A 22913-nucleotide genomic window follows, 5' to 3' on the forward strand; every position below is an offset into this window, starting at 1 on the left:
TTCTATACGACTGGTAAAGTGCCGGCTGGCCTAGCTTTGGTCGCCTTTCAGCTTGTCTTCACCGCCGTAGGGAGCCCCAGCGGTAATGTCGCCGCGCAGGCCACCCTGCGACACGCCGGGCTGAGTGCTGGGCTGCTGGGAAGTGGTGGAGTTGTCGAAGGTTTGCACCTCGGGGCCGGAAGCGGAGTCGGCGCCGCCAACCATGGAAGCTGTAGTAGGCTGGCCGTTGCCGCTGATAATATTCGCCTGCTCCCCGACGGGGCCGGCCAACGCATTTACTTTCTCTACGTATTGGCGCTTGGCATCATCCTCGCTGACGCCTTTAAACTTGCTCCAGGAGTCCCACTGGGCTTGCGACATCCCGGCGTAGCCGCTCGGGTTGTCGGGCGAGTCGTCACCGACTACTTCGCCTTTGGTGTCATGGTCGCCTTCGGTGGCCTGCTTGTAGAGCCCGTAGAGTTCGGTCATGTGGGCGGCGGCTTTGTCGCCCGGCAGATTATCTACGCGTGCTACAGCGGCTTCAAATTGCTGTTGTAAATCCATTTGCTGCTGAAGGTCCATAAGTCGGGAATAGCTAAAGAGTGGAAAAGTACCTGGGTTTACTAGCATGGCACGGCTTTGGTTGCAGGGGCGCGCTGCTAAGTTTTTCAGGAAGTAAGTGCGCAGAGTTCGTACTTTTGCCCGCCAATTATGTGTGGAATCACCGGAGTATTCGCTTTTACCGACGCAGGACGCCGCTCGCTGTCCGCGTTGCATGCCTCAACCGACGCTATTGTTAGCCGTGGGCCTGATTCACAGGGGCATTTTGTGTACGACCGTTGCGGTCTGGGCTTTCGCCGCCTGGCCATTCTCGACCTGACGGCCGACGGCAACCAGCCGATGACCGACGAGTCGGGTCGCTACACGATTGTCTTCAACGGGGAGATCTTCAACTTCAAGGAACTACGCCAGAAGCTGATTAAGAAAGGGCACAAGTTTCATTCCCAGACGGATACAGAGGTTATTCTGAACCTGTATATCTCCGAAGGGCGGGGCTTTCTGAAAAAGCTTAACGGCTTTTTCGGCCTGGCTATCTACGATAAAGAGGAAGACTCCCTGTTCATTGCCCGCGACCGGATGGGGAGAAGCCCATTCTGGTGTACCGCGACGAGGACAAGATGTTCTTTGCCTCCGAGATGAAGTCGCTGCTGGCTCTGGGTGTGCCGCGTAAGCTCGATTACGTGGCCCTGAGCCACTATTTGCAGCTCAACTACATCCCCGGTCCGGCCACCATTTTCAAAGGCGTCAAGAAGCTGCTGCCCGGTCACTACCTCTTTATTAAAGGAGGCAAGGTGGTCAAGAAGCGCTACTACAAGATTCCGTACGACCCGAAGAAGACCAGCAAAAACAAGCTCACCTATGAGGAGCAGCAGAAAAAGCTGGTCACCCTGCTCGACGACGCCACGGCCCGCCGTTTGGTAGCCGACGTGCCGCTGGGCGCTTTCCTGAGCGGCGGCATCGACTCCTCGGTGATTGTGGCCCTGGCCTCGCGCCATACCCAACACCTGAATACGTTCAGCATTGGCTACCGCGACGAGCCTTTCTTCGACGAAACCAAGTACGCCAAGCTGGTAGCTGAGCGCTACAAAACCAACCACACGGTTTTCTCGCTCACCAACCAGGACCTGTACGACCATATTTTCGACGTTCTCGACTACATCGACGAGCCGTTTGCCGACTCCTCGGCCCTGGCCGTGTACATTCTGAGCAAGCGCACCCGCGAAAAAGTAACCGTGGCACTTTCGGGCGACGGAGCCGACGAAATGTTTGCCGGCTACAACAAGCACATGGGCGAGTTTCAGGTGCGGCAGGGCGGCTTCAAGGCCGAGGCCGTAACGGGCCTCAACCTGCTCTGGGATGTACTGCCTAAGTCGCGCAATTCTTTCTTTGGCAACCGGATCCGGCAGTTTCAGCGCTTCTCGCGCGGTATGCTCAGCGGCCCCAAAGACCGTTACTGGGATTGGGCCACGTTTGTCAACGAAAAAGATGCCCGCAACATTCTCAGCCCCGAGTCGCGCCGCAAGGTGGGCAAGAAACTGGCCGAGAAGCGCCGCAAGGATGTGCTGCAAAACCTGCACGCGGAAGGTGACCTGAACGAGGTGCTGCTCACCGACATGAACTTGGTGCTGCCCTACGACATGCTGGCCAAGGTGGACCTGATGAGCATGGCCAACTCCCTGGAGGTGCGCCCGCCGTTCCTGGACCCCAACGTGGTAAACTTCGCCTTCTCCTTGCCCGTCGAAAGCAAAATCGACGCGAAGATGAAAAAGAAGATCGTGCAGGATGCTTTCCGGCCCATGTTGCCTGAGGAGCTCTACAAGCGTCCCAAGCACGGTTTCGAGGTGCCGCTGCTTAAGTGGTTCCGCAACGAGCTGCGGCCCTTGATTGAGGACGACTTGCTGTCCGATGGCTTCATTGAGGCCCAGGGTATTTTCAGCGTGGACGGAATTCGGGCCCTAAAAACCCAGCTGTTCTCGCGCAACCCCGGCGACGTGCACGCCCGCATCTGGGCACTGATTGTATTTCAGCACTGGTGGAAACGGCATATGATGTAAGCCCTGCCCGGCTTTGCAACTGTCGTTTTATTTTCTCGTTTGCCCTTTTTCATGATTCCAGCGTTGACTCCTTCAGCCTCCGGCGTTCAATTTCGTACCCTCTCCATTGTCATTCCGGTTTACAACGAAGCCCGCACGATTCACCAGATTCTGGACTTGCTGCGGGAGCTCAAACTGGTCAATAACATTCAGAAGGAAATCATCCTAGTCAACGACTGCTCCTCCGATAATTCCTCGGAGGTGATTCAGGCCTACGCTGCCCGCTACCCGGAAATGGGCCTGCGCCTGCTGCAGCACGCCGTCAACCAGGGCAAGGGCGCGGCCCTGCACACGGGCATCCGCGAGGCCACGGGCGACTACGTCATCATTCAGGATGCGGACCTGGAGTACGACCCGGAAGAGTATAACCTCTTGATCAAGCCCATCCTCAAGGGCTTTGCCGACGTCGTGTTTGGCTCGCGCTTCATGGGTGGCAACCCGCACCGCATCCTGTTCTTCTGGCACAGCATTGGCAACCAGATGCTCACCTTTTTGAGCAACATGTGCACCGACCTGAACCTGACCGACATGGAGACCTGCTACAAGCTCTTCCGCCGCGACATCATTCAGGGCCTGAAGCTGCAGGAGAACCGCTTCGGCTTCGAGCCCGAGGTGACGGCCAAGGTGGCCCGGGTCAAGGACGTGCGCGTGTATGAAGTGGGCATCAGCTACTACGGCCGCACCTACGCCGAAGGCAAGAAAATCGGCTGGCGCGACGGATTCCGTGCCATTTACTGCATCCTCAAGTATGGTTTATTCGGCAGCTAATTCTGGCTTCCCTCACCTACTGCGCTTTTCCGTTGGCTTAACCTCTACATGAAACTACTTAAGTACCTAATCAGCATTCTGTTTCTCGTGGCCGTGGCTGCGGGCATCGGCTTCATGCTTATGTCCCGGGCCACGCTGCTGGATCTGCTGATTCACCGGGCGGGCCTGGCAGCTTACTCCGAAAAGCTCAACGGTATGCTCAGCGAGAGTCTGCTGCTCAAGGCCAAGCTTGGCGTAGGGGGGCTGCTCGTGGGCCTGGGGTTGCTGCTAGCAGCCATGTGGCGCTTTTGGGCCGTTATCGAAACGTATCTGCGGACGGTAGGCCAACAGATGAAACTGCTGAGCATCTACCTGACAACTGTGCTGCGGCCCTGGACGTTTGGGCAGCGGCTGATGCTGTTCAGCCTGTTTTTCGCCCTCACGTTTCTGCTCTTCTACTGCGCCTACTCTATTCCTTTCATCTACGACGAGCTGTACACCTACATTGCCTTCAGCTCCCGCGGACCGGCTATTTCCTTGGTGTTTTACCCCTTCCCCAACAACCATGTACTAGTTTCGGTACTGGCTGGGGCGCTGCTCAAGCTGGCAAGCTCAGTTGTATTTGGGATGCGGGCCACGACGATTCTGGCCAGTATGCTGCTGTACTGGGTGTTGTTTGTGGGGCTGCAGCGCTGGGCCCGGCCCGCAGTAGTGCTTACGGCGCTGCTGTTCTTCTTTGGCCTTGATATGGTGTTGCTCTACAGCTTTATGGCCCGGGGCTACACTATTATCCTGCTGTGCACGGCCATTAGCTTTTGCGTGGTTCCCGAGCTGCTCAAACCCCAAAGCCGCTACCGCCAGCTGAGCTGGCTGCTGCTGGGCTTTGCCTCGGTGATGGGCATGGCTGCCATTCCGACCTACGTCTACGGCTTTGCCAGCATCATGATTACGCTGGGCCTTTATTCGCTGCTGACGCGCCAGCCCAAGATGAGCCAGCTTATTGTGCTGGGCCTGCTGGTGGTAGTGGGAGTGGTGCTGTTCTACACGCCTCTTATTACGGTTTCGGGCTTGTCGGCACTGATTAAGAACAAATACGTGCTGCCCATTTCCCGGCCTGAAGTATTGCGCAAGCTGCTTCCTGCCATGGGCAACCTAACCTATGCCTTCTTCACCTTCAAAGCATTGGGCTGGTTCTGGCTGCTGGCCTTGATTTTGGGAGGGTTATCTTTTTGGCGCCGCCGCCAGGACTCGCGGCAGCTGCCTCAGCCTTTGGTTGTGCTCAGTCTGCTGATGCTGGTGCTGCCTATGGTATTCATGCTGGCCCAGTCGGTGGTGCCTTACGAGCGGTGCTGGCAGTACTTGGCCGTGCCGCTGGCGTATCTGCTGGCGCTGGCGCTGGAAGCGGTACTAGCTGGCTTTAGCACCGAGCGCCCGGCTTTCGTCCGCTTGGCTGGCCCGGCGCTGGTACTGCTGATGCTCCTTCTGACCGTACGCAGTGCCTGGGGGTTTTATCACAAACTCTACTTGGACGAAAGCCACTCCTTCTCCTACCGCCGCATCGGCACCTTGCTTACGGAGCAGGGCTTCCGCCTCAACCTAGCACAGCCGCCAGTGTACCTGGCCGACAGTTTCCTGGCCGATGGCAACATGGAGTTCGACTTTACAACCCAGCATCGTCCCTTCTCCTGTGTGCGCCTTGATGCAACGCCCACGGCGTTGGATTCTGTGACGGTTCCTGCCCTCATCGTTCACGACAAGCACTTCGGCACCGACCCGGCCGGCTATCTGAAAGGCCGGCCAGCCCAAACGCTCTACGAAGACGACCACGCAACGGTATTTTTAGTAAACTCGGCCGCTGTAAAGCTTTAAGGCTGAGCCGCCCAAACCCATGGTGCCTGTTCACTTTTCTCTCTCCAACTGAATATATCTCAAACTCTTCCCGTATGAAAATCGCAGTAGTAGGTACCGGCTATGTAGGGCTGGTAACCGGCACGTGCTTCGCCGAGGTCGGAATTGATGTTACCTGCATCGACATCGACCAAAAGAAAATTGATAACCTGCACAAAGGCATCCTGCCCATCTATGAGCCTGGGTTGGAGGAAATGGTGAGCCGCAACGTCGAGAAAGGTCGTTTGCACTTCTCTACCAGCCTGGCTGAAGGTATCAAGGATGCTGACGTTGCGTTTATTGCCGTGGGCACGCCTCCCGGTGAAGACGGTTCGGCCGATTTGAAATACGTGCTGGCCGTAGCCCGCGGTATCGGTGAAAACATGAACAGCTACGGCGTTATCGTGACCAAGAGCACGGTACCGGTGGGCACGGCCGCTAAAGTGCGCGCCGAAATTGAGCAGGCTCTGGCCAAGCGCGGTGCCGACATCGAGTTCGACGTAGCTTCCAACCCCGAGTTCCTGAAAGAAGGTGCCGCCATCGACGACTTCCTCAAGCCCGACCGTATTGTGGTAGGCGTGGCTTCGTCCCGTGCCGAAGAGGTGATGAGCAAGCTCTACAAGCCCTTCCTGCTCAACGGCCACCCGATTATCTTCATGGATATCCCATCGGCTGAAATGACGAAATATGCTGCCAACTCGATGCTGGCAACCAAGATTTCGTTTATGAACGACATTGCCAACCTTTGCGAAATCATGGGCGCCGACGTGAACATGGTGCGCAAGGGCATCGGCTCCGACGCTCGTATCGGTACTAAGTTCATCTACCCTGGCATCGGCTACGGTGGCTCCTGCTTCCCCAAAGACGTGAAGGCCCTGATCAAGACGGCTGCCGAGAATGGCTACCAGATGCAGGTGCTCAAAGCCGTAGAAAGCGTAAACGAGGCGCAGAAAGAGGTTCTGTTCGACAAAGTGTACAAGCACTTCGGTGGTGACCTGAACGGCAAGAAGATGGCCGTGTGGGGTCTTTCCTTTAAGCCCAAGACCGACGACATGCGCGAAGCTCCGTCGCTGGTTATCATCGAGAAGCTGCTGGATGCCGGCTGCACCGTATCGGCCTACGACCCAGTGGCGATGGAAGAAGCCAAGCACTCGCTCGGCGACCGTATCACCTACGCCAAAGATGAATTCGCGGCCCTGATCGACGCTGACGCTTTGCTGGTGGTAACCGAGTGGCCTGATTTCCGCTCGCCCAACTTCGAGGTAATGGCCCGCCTAATGAAGCAAAAGTCTATCTTCGATGGTCGTAACATCTACGATGCCAAGGAGTTGCACGAGGCTGGTTTCACCTACCACTGCATTGGCATCAAAACCGACCACAAAGAGCCGGTAGCCTAACTGTATTGCCGCCGGCTGCTGCGCGCCCACCGGGTACCCAGCAGCCGGCGAGCTTGGGCGGCTGCCGCCCAACCACGTAAACGAACGACACCATGTCTGATAAAAAACGCATTCTAATTACCGGCGGCGCGGGCTTTCTGGGCTCCCACCTCTGCGACCGGTTCCTGAAGGAAGGGTACCATGTTATTGCCATGGACAACCTGATTACGGGCGACCTGGCTAATATTGAGCATCTGTTTGGCCGCGAAGACTTCGAGTTTCATCACGCCGACGTGTCGAAGTTCGTATTCGTGCCTGGCAAGCTGGATTACATCCTGCACTTCGCCTCGCCCGCCTCGCCCATCGACTACCTCAAAATCCCGATCCAGACCCTCAAAGTAGGTTCGCTCGGTACGCACAACTTGCTGGGCCTGGCCCGCGTGAAAGGGCCCGCATGCTGATTGCCAGCACCTCGGAAGTTTACGGCGACCCGGAGATTCACCCCCAGGTAGAGGAGTATTTCGGCAACGTAAACCCCGTGGGTCCGCGTGGCTGCTACGACGAAGCCAAGCGCTTCCAGGAAGCCATTACCATGGCTTACCACAACCACCACGGCCTAGAGACGCGCATCGTGCGCATCTTCAACACCTATGGCCCGCGTATGCGCTTGAACGACGGCCGCGTATTGCCAGCATTCCTCTCGCAGGCCCTGCGTGGCGAGAACCTGACCGTGTTCGGCGACGGTTCGCAGACGCGTTCCTTCTGCTACGTGGACGACCTGATCGAAGGCATCTACCGTTTGCTGCTGAGCGACTATCCGCTGCCCGTGAACATCGGCAACCCCGACGAAATCACCATCAAGGAGTTCGGCGAAGAAATTGCCAAGCTCATGAACGTGGAGTTTAAGCCTACCTACCAGGAGCTGCCCCAGAACGACCCGATGAAGCGTAAGCCCGATATCACCAAAGCCAAGGAAATCCTGGGCTGGGAACCTCAGGTTGACCGCGCCGAAGGCCTGCGTCGCACCCTGGAGTACTTCAAAGAACACGTACAGGTTAGTGCCGCCGGACAGGTCGACAATACCCCGCGTACGTTCTAAGCCGTTTACCGCCGCACATGCAAAAGCCGCACTTAATTGAGTTTCCCAAGCTGGGCGCTTCCGAAATCGGATATATATCCGTGGGAGAAGCCAACGGCCTGATTCCGTTCACGGTAGAGCGTACGTTCTGGACGTATTTCACGCCCGAGAGCATCGTGCGGGGGCGCCATGCCCACCACGCTACCGAGCAGGTACTGATTGCCGTAGCCGGCCGTATCATCGTAACGACGGAAATGCCCGACGGCGAAGTGCAAACCTTCGTGCTGGAGTCGCCCCACGTGGGCGTGTATGTGCCCCCGAATGCCTGGCATACCATGCAGTATTCGCACACGGCCGTACAGCTGGTTTTTGCATCGACGCGGTATAATGAGCAGGATTACATTCGGAAATACGAAAACTTCCGCGAGGTATGGGGCTCCAAGTAAACGCTGAGCTGGTAGCTGCCCGGGCCGATAAGCTGTTCTTTTATTCGCCCTACAACTTCCTGCGCAAGCTCGACGTGGCTACGCAGCAGCGCCTGTTTGGAACTGGCGCTGCTGCCGACTATACCGCCGACCCGAATCATCGGGTGTTTGAGTTTGTGCAGGACGGGGCTACCGTTCAGTTCTTGTATGCCTTTCTGCCCTGGGATACCGATTTTTTCGGGGCAGCGGTATACAAGGTATTTACGGCTCTTTTTGCCGCTGGCACGCCGGCCGCGGTGCTGGCTGCGGCCGGCACCGCGTTTCGCCGGCAGCTGGGGCAGGAGGGAGCCGCTTATTGCTTTGCCGAGCTACCCGCCGAAGATACCCGCGTGGCACAGGCCCTGGGCGACGCGGGGTGGCGGCTGGTGGAAACGCGTCTGACGTATTTTCAGGACGCGGTGAGCAGCTTCGAGCAGCCCCGGTTTGCGGTGCGCTCTGCCCAAAAGGAAGAGGCTGCTGCCATCGGTCAGATTTCAGCCGCAGCCCGCAATGAGTACGACCGGTTTCACGCCGACCAATGGTTTAGCGGCGACACTGGGGACCAGTTTCTGGCTCGCTACGCATCGGCCGCCGTGGAAGGCTATTGCGACGATGTGCTGGTGCCGGCCGAACCCGGCCTGCCCGTCGACTCGTTTCTGGCTATCAGCGACCTGCAGGCGCATGCGGCCAGCCTGGGAACCGGGTTTTCGCGCGTAGTACTGACGGCCGTGGGCCCGGCCAACCGTGGCTGGCACCTGAAGCTGGTGTCGGAAACGGTACAGCGGGCCCGGCAGAACGGTGCCAAATACGTGTTGATGACCACACAGGCCACCAACCGGGCAGTGTTTCGCACCTGCGAGAAATTGAATTTTAAAGTCGGCGGTTGCGGCCATGTGCTGGCTTGCTCCCATTTCAACTAGTTCGTTATGAAAGTCCCTTTCCTCTCCTTTACTCCCCAAAATCAGGCCGTGCGCACCCAGGTGCTGGATGCTATGAGCCAGGTATTCGATTCGCAGTGGTACGTGCTGGGCGAGGCTGTAAAACAGTTTGAAGCCGAGTATGCCCGCTTCTCCACCACGACCGAGTGCATCGGGGTGGCCAATGGTCTGGATGCTCTGCACCTGGCCCTGAAGGCCCTTGATGTAAAGGAAGGCGACGAGGTAATCGTACCGTCTAACACTTACATTGCCACCTGGCTGGCTATTTCCTTCGTGGGCGCCACGCCCATTCCGGTAGAGCCCAACCCCAACACCTACAACCTCGACCCGGCCCGGCTGGAGGCTGCCATTACACCCCGCACCCGGGCCATCATGCCGGTGCACCTCTATGGTCAAGCCTGTGAGATGGACGAAATCATGGCCATTGCCAAACGGCACAACCTGTACGTGGTGGAGGACAACGCCCAGTCGCAGGGAGCTACCTACAACGGCGGCATCACCGGCAGCTTCGGCGACGTGAATGCCACCAGTTTTTACCCCGGCAAAAACCTGGGGCTCTCGGCGACGCCGGGGCCGTTACAACCAACAACGGCGAGCTGGCGAAGAAAGTCCGGACCCTGCGCAACTACGGTTCCCAGCAGAAATACTACAACGAGGTTATTGGCCACAACTCCCGCTTGGATGAGCTGCAGGCCGCCGTGCTGAGCGCCAAGCTGCCCATGCTGATGGAGTGGACCGGTCAGCGGCAGGAAGTAGCCGCACTGTATGACGAGCAGCTGGCGGGCATTGCCGACCTGCACCTGCCCGTTGTGGCTACTGGGGCTTCACACGTGTATCATCTCTACGTGGTGCGCACCAGCCAGCGCGACGAACTGCAGAAATACCTGACCGAGCAGGGCATCGGCACGCTGATTCACTACCCCATTCCGCCCCACTTGCAGGAAGCCTACCGCTTTATGGGTTTCCAGGCCGGAGCCTTCCCCATTGCTGAGGAGTTGGCCAAAACCTGCTTGAGCCTGCCCATGTGGCCCGGTATGACGCAGGAGCACGTGGAGCTGGTGAGCAGCCACATCCGCACCTTCCTGACCCGCTAATTCTCCCTTTTCAGGCTTTTTCTCTTTTCTATGCAAGTTTCTGACCATGTAGTCAGCTCCCCACCACCGGTTACGGTCGAGTCGCGGGTGCGGGTTGGTTGGCTTTTAGCCCTGGCCGCGGCGGTGTTGCCGTTTCTGCTGCTGGCTTACTACAACTACCCCAGCATCCACGACGACTACGCCAATTCCAACCGCATTATGCGGCTGGGGCGGATGGAGTTTATCAAGGAGCTGTATGCTACCTGGACTGGCCGCTACACGGAGCTTGCCTTAAAAGCCTACCTGGACCCATTGTCGTACCAGCAAACCGCCCTGCTATCCCGGGTGCAGCCCATTGCTGTTATTCTGCTGCTGGCGCTGGCCGCGTTCTGCTTTTTTCGGGTGCTGCTTCGTGGCGCGCGCACGTCGGTGGTGCTGGCCTGCGCCCTGCTGCTGACGGTGCTGTACCTAAACGGCTTCGAAATGGCCGGTGCCGCCTTCTACTGGTTTGGTGGCTATACTTCTTACACGGCCGGCGTCATTGCCAGCCTGTTTGCCTTTACCGGAATGGTGGGCTTGCACCGCTACCAGGGCCGTATGGGGGCTCAACTCCTCAGCCTGATTATAGCGGCTGGTTTCAGCATCGTGGCCATCGGTGCTTACGATGTCTCCATGATGGCAACCTGCTGGGTGCTGGGCAGCGCCGTCGCCTTGGCCTGGTTATTTAAGAGCCCGGCAAAAGCATGGTTTCTGGCCTTGTTTGCCTTAGCTATGGTTGGCGCTTTCTTCGCCGTAACGGCACCCGGCAACCAGGTCCGAGCCGCCATGGAAGGTCGAAATCTGGGCCAGATTCTGAAGAGTCCCCAAGCCATTGTCGTCATTGTCAAAAGCATCTACTTCGCCTTGACGCAAAGCTTTTCCTGGGCCAACAGCCTGTTGTTGCTGCTAGGCGGTACACTGCTGGCCGGACTGCTGACGCGGGTGCGGGAAGCGGTGGTGTTTAACCTGAGCCGGCTTCACCCCCTGTTGCTGGGCTTGTGGCTGCTGGCCGGGGTAGGGGCCATGATTTTTCCCTCCATTCTGGTGTATCAGACGGTGTGGCCCCACAGCTGGCAGTGCGTATACTTCTACTTCATGTTCGGCTGGGTGTGGCTGCTGGCTACAATTTTTGCCCGCTACAGCGCCCACTCTGAAGTGCTGCGTGCTCTGAGTGGCCCCACGGGTTGGCGCCTGACGGCCCTGGCTTTCTGCGCCCTGTGCTTTTTTTCCAGCAGCAGCAACACTCATATGGCCTACCTCGATGTAGCCGCCAAGGCCCCGAGCACTATGCCCGGGTGCGGCAGCGTGAGCAGCGGCTCAAAGATGAGGCTGCCCGCCGCGTGCCCGTCACCGAAATGCGGCCCTGTACAGCAATGAGGATGCTTATCGGGCTCCGAGCGTGCTCTACACCTACGATTTCAATAACGACGATGCAACCCAGTATGCTATTTATTACGGGGTCGACAGCGTAGTTATTAAACCCAACCCGTACCATCCGTAAGCCTGATTTTGGCTGCCCGCGGGCCCTTGAATAGGCTTCGTCGACAGCTTTAATCAAATGGTGCCCTACCTTTGCCCCGTGAGCAGTCTGTTGCTCCGTGTTCCGCCGCATCTATGCCCAAGCTCTCAGTTATTATTCCCTGTTACTTCAACGAAGGCAACATTCCGGTAACGGCCCAGGCGCTTATTGCCAACGAAGCGGGCTTTCCGGCCGGAGTAACCTTCGAATACGTGATGGTTGATGATGGCTCCGGCGACAACACCGTGCGCGAGCTGCACCGCTTCCGCGACCAGTACCCCGACCGGGTGCAGGTGGTGGAGCTGGTCAGCAATGTGGGCTCCTACAACGCCATTGTAGCCGGCATGGCCCATGCCACCGGCGACTGTATGGCCATCATTACGGCCGATATGCAGGACCCGCCCGAACTGATGGTGCAGATGTATGAGTTCTGGCAGAAAGGCGTCAAGCTGGTCATCGGTAACCGACAGGACCGGGAAGAAACCGGGTTGCAGAAGTGGTTTGCCAACCTGTTTCATAAGACGATGAAGAAAGTTGCCCTGTCCAACATTCCGGATGGTGGCTTCGACTTCGTGTTCTTCGACCGGCAGGTGTGCGACGAGGTGGTACGGCTGCAGGAGCGCAACAGCAACATCTTTTACCTGATGGTGTGGCTGGGCTTTCCCTACGTCAACATTCCTTATGTGCGCCGCAAGCGCGAAATCGGCAAGTCGCGCTGGACCCTGCAGAAGAAGATCAAGCTGTTCATCGACTCGATTCTGTCCTTTTCCTTCTTCCCGATTCGCATGATTTCCATCTTGGGTATGATCCTGGGAGGAGTGGCCCTGCTGTATGGGCTCTACATTCTGGTTATGAAGGCCCTGGGCAACATCAACGCGGCGGGCTGGACCACGCTGATGGTCGTGGTGCTCTTCGTTTCGGCCTTTCAGATGGTGGCTCTGGGCATTATCGGCGAGTACGTGTGGCGCGGGTTGGATGCGTCCCGTCAGCGGCCCTTATATGTAGTCAAGAAAATATCGGGAGGCAGCCAGTAATCTAAACAGCAGCGCCGGGTAACACTTTTCGTACAAAGTCGACTCCTTGTAGATGTCTTCTACAGGGAGTTTTCGTCTGGTCGTTAAAGCCAAGCCGTAGTACGGGCACGAATGCTCGAATTGAAACGTCAAAAATCAAAACAAAACGCAGGATGATAATCAAGGGTAGAAATTTCACGAATGTCTTCTTCAATTTCTCGCAAGAGGGTTGGGATAGTGACGCAAATTACGAGAATGACTACTTTTCAAACCTGTTGATTGGCATACATGAAATTTTAGGTAAAGAAGCCGATGATTATATTTTTATAATTTATTCGCATTTGTATTTAGATAAAGACGATAAGTACGACTTCATTGAAGAACATGGTGATTCCAAAAAAATTGTCATTTTCTATCTGTCGGATGAGGATCCTAACGGCCCCATGCCCGACGAACTCATGTCGAAGAAGGTTTTTGCGGTGTTCAAAGCTTTCCTAGCCAAGGAGCCTGCTTATCCGAACTTATACAAACTGCCGCTGGGCTATGCCACTTCGACCAAGCATCAGCCGGTAACAGAAATAAATACCCGGAAGATTAACGTATTCTTTTCCGGAGCCCTGCATAATACCCGCTTAGGCTTATTTAAGAATTTCACCTTTTTCAGAGCTCTCCCGGAGTGGTATTGGGTGCGAATCTTTCATCGGTTTAAAAAATACATTCCCCACAATTACGACTCCTTTTATCCTAATTCCCATATCCAATTTAATAAGGGCGGGTTTCGTTCGGGCATGACCCCGGCTAAATACACAGACCTGCTGTATAACTGCAAAATCTCTCTGTGCCCCACCGGTATTTTGAGCGTCGAGACATTGCGGCATTTTGAATCTATGCGCGCAGGCTGCATCGTTATATCTGAGCCGCTCCCAAAGGCCTACTATTATGATGGCTCGCCCATGATTATTTTGGACGATTGGAGCAAGCTTGACGGTGTGGTGAAAGACCTGCTGGCTAATCCCCAAAAAATGTCGGAGCTACAGCAGAAAACCTTGGACTGGTGGGAGAATATATGCGCTGAGCCTGCCGTTGCCAAGCATATTGTCGAGACGCTGCGTAATCAAAAGTAGGAGAGCCCTGCCTGGGGCCTGTTTTTGCCTGCAGGAGGGCTTATCATCTGCTTAGGCTTTTAGCTGTTCATTGGCAACTGCTTTTGCCTGGGCCTCAGCCTTAAGCTTTTGTTTAAGAGGTAGATAGACGGTATTTGCCTTTTTTCTTGCCGATTAATCTACCGTTCTGTTGCTCGGTATGGCTTTTGCAGCAGAATCCCTTTTCTACTTCACAGTGTCGTTGGAGAAGGCTACAACCGCAGGTTGAGTTGGGCAATGCTCTTCCTCACACTAAGCGGAAATCAGTACCTTTGCGGCTTCTATCCGGTTGGTAGGTCTTTCTGGACTTGCGGATCTGATGAGCAATTGGCGACGAGAACCCTCCTAGATGAAAACCGGAATAATTCAATATAGTCTTTCCAGCATTCGATATTACCTGAATGCCTCGCAAAAGCGGAAAGCAGTTTGGATGTTTTTCTTATTGCTGGTATCCTCTCTTCTCGACGTTATGGGCCTGGCCTCGCTGGTCCCTATTATGGTAGTCGCCGGTGAGCCTAATGGTATTCAAAAGAACAAATACTTCAACTGGCTTTTCCACACGCTAAACTTTGAATCGGAGCGGGGGTTTCTGCTGTTTCTGATTGTCGGTATTTTCGTATTCTTTCTGCTAAAGAATGCTTTTTCCGTTTGGATAAACTATATCCAGACCAAGTTTACCGCCGAGGTCGGATTGCACATTATTGAAACTCAGCTGGAAAAATATCTGAATTTTCCTTTCTGGCATTTCAACGACTACGGCTCGGCTAGCTTGGTAAATAGTTCAATTCAGGTACCGAGCACGTATGTGAACATGGTGATGCGGCCATTGTTCATCTTCTTTTCGGAACTGGCCATCATCCTGGTTATCGTAATTGGTATTATGGTATACCAGCCGTTGCTGCTGGCCATACTGGTAGTGGTGCTGGCGCCTACTACCTGGCTGACGTACCGCGTGCTGCGCACCCGCTCCCAGTATATTGGCAACCGGATCAATGACTTGAATCCTATATCGTTTGCCACGATCAACGATTTGTTTACTGGCTTTGTCGAGCTGCGGCTGGCCAACAAGCAGCGCCGTTTCCGGGACCAGTTGCTGGAAAGCCAGCGCGAAATCCGGAAGCTTGACGCGGAGGCTTACTTGTATTCGCTGATTCCGCTGCGCATCATTGAGATGGTCGCCATCCTGGGCGTTGTTACCATCTTTCTGTATTCCCTGTTTTTTGCCAACAACTCGGCCAACCTTATTGCCCTGGTAGGCCTGTTTGCAGCGGCGGCATACCGGTTGATGCCCTCCGTAAACCGGATTCTGATGTCGATGGTGCAAATCAAGCAGAGCCAATATGCCATTGAGAATCTCGAGAATTTCCGGACCAGTGAGTATAATGAGCAAGTGCCCGAACAGCAGTTGCCGCTCACGTTCAATAAGTCGTTAGAGCTGGATCATCTCTCATTTGCCTTCCCCAAGGAAGACCGGCTGGTGCTGCAGGAAGTCACGCTCAAGATTCGAAAAGGGGAGAAGATCGGGTTTATCGGCAGCTCGGGCTCGGGCAAAACGACGCTGATGAACGTGCTGCTACGCTTCTATACCGAGCAGCACGGAAAAATATTGGTCGATGGGCAGCCGCTTACGGCCCAGCACCTGCAAGCCTGGCACAGCATCATTGGCTACGTCAAGCAGGATACGTTCCTGATGCAAGCCTCCATTAAGGACAATATCACCCTGGGCGACCCTGTAGTAGATGAGGCACGCTTGCAGTACGCCATTGAGCAGGCCTCTTTGCAAAACTTTATTCAGGGCTTGCCGTTAGGCGCCGATACGCTTATCGGTGAGCGAGGTTCCAAGCTCTCGGGCGGGCAGCGCCAGCGAATCGGCATTGCCCGCGCTATGTACAAGCGTACCGAAATCCTGATGCTGGACGAGGCTACCAGCGCCCTCGACAACGAAACCGAACGGGAAGTGAACGAGGCTATCAACAAGCTTTCCCAGACGGATATGACCATTCTCATCATTGCGCACCGCATCACCACGCTACGAGAGTGTGACCGTATCTACGAGTTGAATCAAGGTCGTATCGTGGCTGAACACCAGTACGCCGACCTCGCCCACACCATCGTATAAGTGCCCGGCTGCTTCATAGCCCGTTTTCAAATCTGATTTACATGAGTATCAACGTTACAAAGTCGTACCTGCCTCCTCTGGAAGAATATGTTGGCTACCTGAACGGTATCTGGGAGCGGGGCTGGTTGACGAACAATGGTCCGCTGGTGCAGCAGCTGGAAGCAGACCTGAGCACTGCCCTGAGCGGCGCCCGGGTGCAGTTCATGTCGAATGGCACGATTGCCTTACAAGTGGCCATCAAAGCCCTGCAGCTGACTGGCGAAATCATTACCACGCCGTTTTCTTACGTGGCTACGACCACAGCCATTCTCTGGGAAGGCTGCGAGCCGGTGTTTGTGGATATCGAAGAGCAAACCTTTTGCATTGATGCCACCAAGATTGAGGCGGCCATTACGCCCCGTACCTCGGCTATTCTAGCTACCCACGTCTACGGGTACCCCTGTGACGTGCTGGCTATTGAGGAAATTGCCAAGCGCCACAACTTGAAAGTAATCTACGATGGTGCCCATGCCTTTGGCGTAACGGTGCACGGCCGGTCTTTGCTGGCTTACGGCGATATTACCACCTGCAGCTTCCACGCCACCAAGCTGTTTCACACCAGCGAAGGCGGCGCCATTATCACCATGGACGAGGAGCTGGCCCAAAAAGTGTGGCTCTACAAATCATTCGGTCATATCGGCGACGAGTATTACTCCCTGGGCGTCAACGGCAAGAACTCTGAATTCCACGCCGCTATGGGCTTGTGCAATCTGCCCGGGTTCCGGAGTTTATTGAGGCCCGGCGCCAGGTAGCTGAGCTTTACCACGCCGAGCTGAGCTCCTTGCCCCTGCGCTACCCCATTACCCCGGCCGATACGGAGTACAACTACTCCTACTTTCCTGTCATCTTCGATAGTGAAGCCCAGATGCAACGGGTGAAAGACGCCCTAGCTGCAAACGGCATCAACACCCGCCGCTACTTCTTCCCCTCGCTCAACAAGCTGCCCTACCACACCGGCGCCGACTGCCCCGTATCCGAGGATATTTCGCTGCGCGTGCTGTGTCTGCCGTTTTACCAGCAACTGGAGCAAGACGATGTGCGCCGTATCAGCCGGCTTATTCGGGAGAATTACGCATGAGGCTAGCCATTATGCAGCCCTACCTGTTCCCGTACCTGGGCTATTTTCAGTTACTGGGGGCGGTAGACCGGTTCGTGATGTATGATGACGTGCAGTTTATGCTGCAGGGCTGGATTAACCGCAATAATATTCTGGTAGGCGGCAAGCCACTGTTGTTTACGCTGCCGCTGGAAGGCAGCAGTGCCAACCGTACCATCCGCGAAACGACGGTGCATACCCGGCTGTTTCCGGCCTGGGCAACCAAGTTTTTGCGGACGCTGCAGCAGAACTACAGCAAAGCTCCGCATCTGGCACCGGTGCTCGACATGGTAAGCCAGGTTTTCGACCAGGCAGCCGGCAAGTCTATTGCGGACGTGTCCCTGGAAAGCATTCGGCAGGTGCACCGGTATCTGGGGCTGCCCAGTGAAATAGTGCCCACCTCGGCCGTGTACCAGAATGCTCACCTGAGCGGCCCGACCCGGGTGCTGGACATATGCCGGCAGGAAAAAGCCACGCAGTACATCAACCCCATCAACGGGCGCAGCTTGTACACGGAATCAGCGTTTGACGACGCCGGTGTCAAGCTCAACTTCCTGCAGATGGAGAACGTACCCTACAAACAGCTGAAAGGAGACTTTGTACCTTCCTTATCCGTGCTGGACGCGCTGATGTTCAATGAGCCAGCTGCCGTGCATGAATTGCTGCAAGCCTATACGCTGGTTTAACTGCAGCCTCTACCTGCGGAACTGGCTATTTTTCTTTTTACTCCTTATTCATGGAAGTTTCGTCCCTTACAACGCCCATCAAAGCGGAAAAAGTGGCTATTATGCAGCCCTATTTCTTTCCGTACCTGGGGTACTTTGCCCTTATCAAGCACACTGATTTCTTTGTTTCCTTCGACCCGGTGCAGTATATCCGCAAGGGCTGGATTAACCGGAACCGGGTGTTGAAGCCGAATGAGAGCTGGCAGTATATCACGGCCCCCATTCAGGGCACCGACCGGGAAGCGTTGATCAAGGACGTGCTGGTAACGGAAGGCGACGCCTGGAAAACCCAGATTCTGCGTCAGCTGGAGCACTATAAGAAACGCTCCCCGTACTACGCCGAAGTAAAGGCCCTGCTGGAGCGGTGCTTCGCTAACCCTGAGCTGAGCATCAGCCGCCTCAACACGTTTTACCTGGCGCAGGTCTGCGAGTACCTCGAAATTCCGTTCAACCACGCCGTGTTTTCGGATATGAACCTGGAGTTGGGCCCCGTAACGGCACCCGACGAGTGGGCCTTGCGCACGTCCCAGGCTATGGGAGCCACTACCTACATCAACCCGCCGGGTGGTCGGGAGTTCTTCAACGCGGAGAAGTATGAGCAGGGGGAATAGATCTGCAATTCCTCGACATTCGACTGGAGCCCTACAGCCAGCGGCGGCCCACGTTCGAAGCCGGCCTGTCCATCGTGGACGTTCTCATGTTCAATACCCCCGAGCAGGTGCGCACCATGCTCGATGCCATTGAGCTAGGAAAGTGAAAAAGTATATCGGGGGATTTCTGGAGTTAGAGTTATTTGGAAAGCCGGGCCCGGGCTACCATGCCGGTGCCCTGGCATTTCAGAATGCCCGGGCCTGCGTCAGCCACATCATCAGGCGCACACAGATGCAGCGGGTATGGCTGCCTTTCTATACCTGCAATGCCTTGCTCCAGCCCTTTGAGCAAGCCGGGGTGCCGTACGAGTTCTACGCCCTGGATGAGCAGCTGGAGCTGCGCGGGGTGCCCGAATCCTTGCCCGCCGGCGAGTACGTCGTATACGTCAACTATTTCGGTTTAAAGAATGAGTATGTGCAGCAGCTCGACGGCCAGTATCGGCAGCAGCTGCTGGTCGATAATACCCAGGACTTTTTTGCGCACGGCTACGCCCACGGCTGGGGCTTCAACTCCGCCCGTAAAGCCTTTGGGGTGCCCGACGGCGGCTTCCTCTACGGTCCGGCCGCGGAGCTGGGCACGGCAGAGGAGTATCCCGTTTTCACGGAGTACCACGCTGGCTACCTCATTGACCGGCTCCGCGGCGCTCAGGCCCAATCCTACGACGGATTTGTGGCCTATGAGCAGACGCTGGGCAGTGAGCCTTTCCGCATCTCGGAGTTTTCGGCTTCCTTGCTTTCCCAGGTCGACTACGAGGCGGTAATAGCGCGGCGGCGCACCAACTTCGCGTATTATCATGCCCAACTCAAGGAGCTGAACACGGTGGCATTTCCGCTGGAGCTGCCTGAGTTGCCGGCCGATACCGTGCCTTTCTGCTATCCGCTGCTGGCTGCCTCGGGCTCCACGCTCAACCGCCGGGCGTTGTTCGAGCAGAATTTGTTTATTCCTACCCTCTGGCCCGACGTACTGACGCGGCAGGGCTCCGGCTTCGACTGGGAGCGTAACTTTACGCAGGCGCTGCTGCCCTTGCCCGTTGACCACCGCTACGGCCGTGAGGAACTGGATAAGGTAATAGCCGCCGTACGTGCTCAACTAGTTTAATTTCTCATGGCCTCCGACCTGTACCTGCGCGAAATTGAGCGCACCGATTTGCCCCGCATCAACCAGTGGCGTAACGACCCGGAACTGATTGGCTACCTGGGCGCCAACTTCTTCTTTATCGGAGCCGGAATTGATGAGCGCTGGTTCGACGGCTACCTTGCCAACCGCGACAAAGCCGTACGCCTGGCCATTGTGGTCGGCCCCGACCAGCGGCACATCGGCAATGTGCAGCTTACCAGCATTCACCCCATCAACCGCACGGCCGAATTCTCCATCTTCATTGGCGACAAGGACTATTGGTCGGCTGGGCACGGCCGGGTGGCTACGGAGCAAATCCTGCAGCACGGCTTCAACGACCTGAACCTGAACCGTATCTATCTGACCCTGCTGCAGGAAAACGAGCGGGCCCGCCGGATGTACCAGCGCCTGGGCTTCAAGGAAGAGGGTTGCCAGCGCCAGGCTATCTTCAAAGGTGGACGTTACCACGACGTATTGGAAATGGCCATGTTACGGGAAGAGTTTCAACAGTTGCAAGCCTAATGGAAACGCAGCCGCAGCCGATGGTTAGCGTGATGATGATTACCTATAATCACGCACCCTACCTGCCCCAGGCCCTGGACAGCATCCTGATGCAGGAGCGCGACTTCAGCCTGGAAATTGTTATCGGCGAGGATTGCTCGCCGGATAACACCCGGGCCATTGTGCTCGACTATCAGCGCCGGTATCCGGATATCATTCGCCCGTTGTTGCCCGAGAAAAACATCGGAGCCATGAACAACCAGGTGCAGGTGATGGAAGCCTGCCGCGGCCGGTACGTGGCGGTTCTGGAAGGTGACGACTACTGGACCGACCCGCGCAAGCTGCAGCGCCAGGTCGACTATCTGAATGCCCATCCCGAGGCGGCGTTGGTTTTTACCGACTGCTCGCTCGTGGATGAGCAGGGCCAGATAATTCAGGAGCACTACGTACCGGCCCGGGCCCACCGCAACTACAACCTGCGGGAGCTTTTGCAGGAATACTGCCCGCCAACCCTCACGGTACTTTACCGGAACGTGGTGCCGACCATGCCGCTGCCCTTCCGCAAGGTGACGAATGGAGACTATGCCCTGTTCTCGCTGATTGCCGAGCACGGCACGCTCAATTACCTGCCTGGCATTACGGCGCACTACCGCCGACACGGGGGTGGCGTATGGTCGTCGCAAAACCAGGAAAAGCAGTTTCGCAACAACCTAAACACCGGGCTGGTAATGCTGAACTACTTCGGCCCGGAGTACTACGCCAACCTGATGCCGGTGCTCAACTGGTATTATACCCAATTGTGCGCCTTACTCTGGCAGCAAAAGCGCTACAAGGATTTCTGGCAGCTCTACCGGGACTTTGCCTCGGTATCGATGCAAACCAAAAACAAGGAGCTGCCGGCGTTTACGCTGAAGCTGCTCACCGGGCGCTTGCCGAAATCTACCCTACATCCTGCCTAGCCTAAGCTCCGGGCTGCAAATCGTCAAATTCTTGTGCCTTCTGCCCAATCCAATTTTATGGCTCCTGCGGCCGTCCAACCCGGCGTTACGCTGCTGATCTGCACCCACAACGGCGCAGGCCGGCTGGCGGAAGTGCTGCGCTACGTAGCGGCCCAGCAGGTGGCACCGGAAGTGCCGTGGGAAGTGCTGCTTATCAGCAATGCCTCCCAGGACGATACGCTGGCCGTGGCCGAGCGGCTGGGCAGGGAGTTGTTGCCTACCGCTGTAACCTACCGCGTACTCGACGAGCCCAAGCCCGGCAAGGAAAACGCCCTGGTGCGCGGCCTGCACGAAGCCCGCTACGAAGCCGTAGCCATTGTGGACGACGACAACCTGCTAGCGCCCGACTACACCCAGATTGCCTTCGAGGTAATGCAGGCCCACCCGGAAATCGGGTTGCTGGGGGCCCGGGCCACGGGCGGCTACGAGGTGCCACCGCCCGCCTGGTTTAAGGACGTAGAAGCCGTGTACGCCATCGGGCCGCAGAACGGGGGCGTGAGCGGCCCGTATCCCGACAAGGAAGGCTTTGTGTACGGGGCGGGCTCCGTGGTACGCCGCTCGGGCTGGCAGAAGCTGCAGCAGCACGGGTTTCACTTCCTGACCCAGGTGCAGCGCGGCAAAGTACTAGCTGGCGGCGAAGATATTGAACTGGGCGAGGCCCTGCGCCTGGCCGGCTATAAGCTTTGGTACGACGAAAGGCTCCGGTTTCAACACTTCATGTACCGCAACCGCCTGACCTGGGAGTACTTGCTACGCATTGGCCCCGGGGCGCCGTCGGCTCTGCTCATCAGCATCGTGTATTACTTCGTGTCCCGGCACCCAAACCTGACCGAAGCCGCCTTCAACCGACTATATGCCAAACGCCTCGTGTGGCTGGCCAGGGAGCTGGTTCGCCGGGCTGGGGCAGTGGCTACAGTATGGCGCCGGCCGCCGGCCGAGGGAGAAATGGCTAATTTTGAGGCATTGCGGGTGTTGCACAACTTTCGGGTTTCGCTCGGCAGCCGGGCCGAGGCCCAGCGGCTTTTCCGCGAGGTCCGGGCCCTGCAGCAGCGCCTGACCGAATCTAAGTAACCACTCCGCTGTTTTTTGCCTTATGTCGATACTTGGCCGCGTCCGCAATAAAATCAACGAGGAGCTTTACCAGCGCCGCCGCCGCCGGGAGCAGCAGCAGTTGCAGAACCGCGACTTTACCCTCATTTCCAATGACTGCTGGGGCGCCGAGGTTTATAAGCACTTTGAGTTGCCTTTCAACACGCCCTTCATTGGCCTGATGCTGATGGCACCCGACTACATTGAGCTGCTGCGCAACCCGAAGCACTACCTGAGCCAGCCGTTGGTATTCCAAGAAAAGTCGCGCTACGACATCATCAATGAGCTGCAGAAAACCCACAAGCACCCGTTTCCCGTGGCCACGCTCGGCGACAAAGTGGAGCTTCAGTTTCTGCACTACCACTCCCAGCAGGAAGCCGCCGAGAAGTGGCCCCGCCGCGTGGCCCGCATCAACTGGGACAACCTGCGGGTGAAGTTCGACGGCAGCAAGGACTTCGCCACGCCCGAGCTGGTGCGCGAATTTACCACGCTGCCCTACCAGAAGCTCCTGCTGCTGGAAAAGCCCGTAGCCGGCGTGCCCCAGTGCGTGGTCGTGCCCGAGTACACGACCAACGGCATGGAGCTGTTCCGCCGCTCCTTGCCGCACTTTGATCTGCTGAACTGGATTCAGCCCAAGTCGGCCTAGCGCCGCACCCCGTCTTTTACCTGA

General features: G+C 56.6%; 18 protein-coding genes and 4 pseudogenes. 21 read left to right on the top strand and 1 reads right to left on the bottom strand.

The genetic code is table 11. The annotated features are described in order from the left end of the window. Positions 1-30 precede the first annotated feature (30 nt). Positions 31-561 carry an acyl-CoA-binding protein gene (locus MUN79_RS11310; protein WP_244677749.1) on the bottom strand — a complete coding sequence of 177 codons (531 nt, stop codon included), beginning with the start codon at positions 559-561 and terminating at the stop codon, positions 31-33. A 129-nt stretch (positions 562-690) separates the two neighbouring features. Between MUN79_RS11310 and asnB the strand changes: the two are divergent. From asnB to MUN79_RS11410, 21 genes and pseudogenes are all read left to right on the top strand, one after another. Further along, positions 691-2594 (top strand): annotated as a pseudogene (gene asnB / locus MUN79_RS11315) (asparagine synthase (glutamine-hydrolyzing)). A gap of 51 nt (positions 2595-2645) precedes the next feature. Then, on the top strand, positions 2646-3401 hold the full coding sequence (locus MUN79_RS11320; protein ID WP_244677750.1) for a glycosyltransferase family 2 protein: 756 nt from the start codon (positions 2646-2648) through the stop codon (positions 3399-3401). 48 nt (positions 3402-3449) lie between these two features. Next, complete coding sequence (locus MUN79_RS11325; protein ID WP_244677751.1) at positions 3450-5249, top strand: glycosyltransferase family protein; 1800 nt, start codon at positions 3450-3452, stop codon at positions 5247-5249. A gap of 74 nt (positions 5250-5323) precedes the next feature. Further along, complete coding sequence (locus MUN79_RS11330) at positions 5324-6664, top strand: UDP-glucose dehydrogenase family protein (protein WP_244677752.1); 1341 nt, start codon at positions 5324-5326, stop codon at positions 6662-6664. Positions 6665-6756: 92 nt separating this feature from the next. Further along, positions 6757-7742, top strand: a pseudogene (locus tag MUN79_RS11335) (UDP-glucuronic acid decarboxylase family protein). Positions 7743-7759: 17 nt separating this feature from the next. Further along, positions 7760-8167, top strand: coding sequence for a sugar 3,4-ketoisomerase (locus tag MUN79_RS11340; protein WP_244677753.1), 408 nt, complete (start codon positions 7760-7762; stop codon positions 8165-8167). Continuing rightward, a complete protein-coding gene (locus MUN79_RS11345) occupies positions 8152-9105 on the top strand; it encodes a GNAT family protein (RefSeq protein WP_244677754.1) in 954 nt (317 codons plus the stop codon). Before MUN79_RS11340 ends, MUN79_RS11345 begins: the two co-directional genes overlap by 16 nt. Positions 9106-9177: 72 nt before the next feature. Further along, positions 9178-10217 (top strand): annotated as a pseudogene (locus MUN79_RS11350) (DegT/DnrJ/EryC1/StrS family aminotransferase). Positions 10218-10247: 30 nt separating this feature from the next. After that, positions 10248-11612, top strand: a complete 1365-nt coding sequence (locus MUN79_RS11355) for a hypothetical protein (RefSeq protein ID WP_244677755.1) — start codon at positions 10248-10250, stop codon at positions 11610-11612. A gap of 237 nt (positions 11613-11849) precedes the next feature. Further along, positions 11850-12788, top strand: coding sequence for a glycosyltransferase family 2 protein (locus tag MUN79_RS11360; protein WP_244677756.1), 939 nt, complete (start codon positions 11850-11852; stop codon positions 12786-12788). A 152-nt stretch (positions 12789-12940) separates the two neighbouring features. Further along, the gene (locus tag MUN79_RS11365) at positions 12941-13891 is read left to right on the top strand and encodes a hypothetical protein (RefSeq protein WP_244677757.1); all 951 of its coding nucleotides are present in this window, start codon (positions 12941-12943) and stop codon (positions 13889-13891) included. 487 nt (positions 13892-14378) lie between these two features. After that, entirely contained in the window at positions 14379-16028 is a 1650-nt protein-coding gene (locus MUN79_RS11370; RefSeq protein WP_244677758.1) for an ABC transporter ATP-binding protein, read from the top strand. Positions 16029-16069: 41 nt separating this feature from the next. After that, positions 16070-17145: pseudogene (locus tag MUN79_RS11375) on the top strand (DegT/DnrJ/EryC1/StrS family aminotransferase). Beyond that, a complete protein-coding gene (locus MUN79_RS11380; RefSeq protein ID WP_244677759.1) occupies positions 17142-17849 on the top strand; it encodes a WbqC family protein in 708 nt (235 codons plus the stop codon). Before MUN79_RS11375 ends, MUN79_RS11380 begins: the two are co-directional and overlap by 4 nt. Positions 17850-17899: 50 nt before the next feature. Then, positions 17900-18499 (top strand): WbqC family protein, encoded by a 600-nt coding sequence (locus MUN79_RS11385; RefSeq protein ID WP_244677760.1) that lies wholly within the window; start codon positions 17900-17902, stop codon positions 18497-18499. Between the two features lie 23 nt (positions 18500-18522). Then, complete coding sequence (locus tag MUN79_RS31815) at positions 18523-18645, top strand: WbqC family protein (protein WP_375378254.1); 123 nt, start codon at positions 18523-18525, stop codon at positions 18643-18645. Between the two features lie 164 nt (positions 18646-18809). Further along, positions 18810-19637 (top strand): aspartate aminotransferase family protein, encoded by an 828-nt coding sequence (locus MUN79_RS11390; protein ID WP_244677761.1) that lies wholly within the window; start codon positions 18810-18812, stop codon positions 19635-19637. Between the two features lie 6 nt (positions 19638-19643). Continuing rightward, positions 19644-20177, top strand: coding sequence for a GNAT family N-acetyltransferase (locus MUN79_RS11395; protein ID WP_244677762.1), 534 nt, complete (start codon positions 19644-19646; stop codon positions 20175-20177). After that, positions 20177-21115 (top strand): glycosyltransferase, encoded by a 939-nt coding sequence (locus MUN79_RS11400; protein WP_244677763.1) that lies wholly within the window; start codon positions 20177-20179, stop codon positions 21113-21115. Before MUN79_RS11395 ends, MUN79_RS11400 begins: the two co-directional genes overlap by 1 nt. Positions 21116-21172: 57 nt before the next feature. Beyond that, positions 21173-22225 carry a glycosyltransferase gene (locus MUN79_RS11405; RefSeq protein ID WP_244677764.1) on the top strand — a complete coding sequence of 351 codons (1053 nt, stop codon included), beginning with the start codon at positions 21173-21175 and terminating at the stop codon, positions 22223-22225. Positions 22226-22247: 22 nt separating this feature from the next. Further along, the gene (locus MUN79_RS11410) at positions 22248-22889 is read left to right on the top strand and encodes a DUF1919 domain-containing protein (protein WP_244677765.1); all 642 of its coding nucleotides are present in this window, start codon (positions 22248-22250) and stop codon (positions 22887-22889) included. The last annotated feature ends 24 nt before the right edge of the window (positions 22890-22913 follow it).

The sequence above is a fragment of the Hymenobacter cellulosilyticus genome (assembly GCF_022919215.1).
Lineage (GTDB): Bacteria > Bacteroidota > Bacteroidia > Cytophagales > Hymenobacteraceae > Hymenobacter > Hymenobacter cellulosilyticus.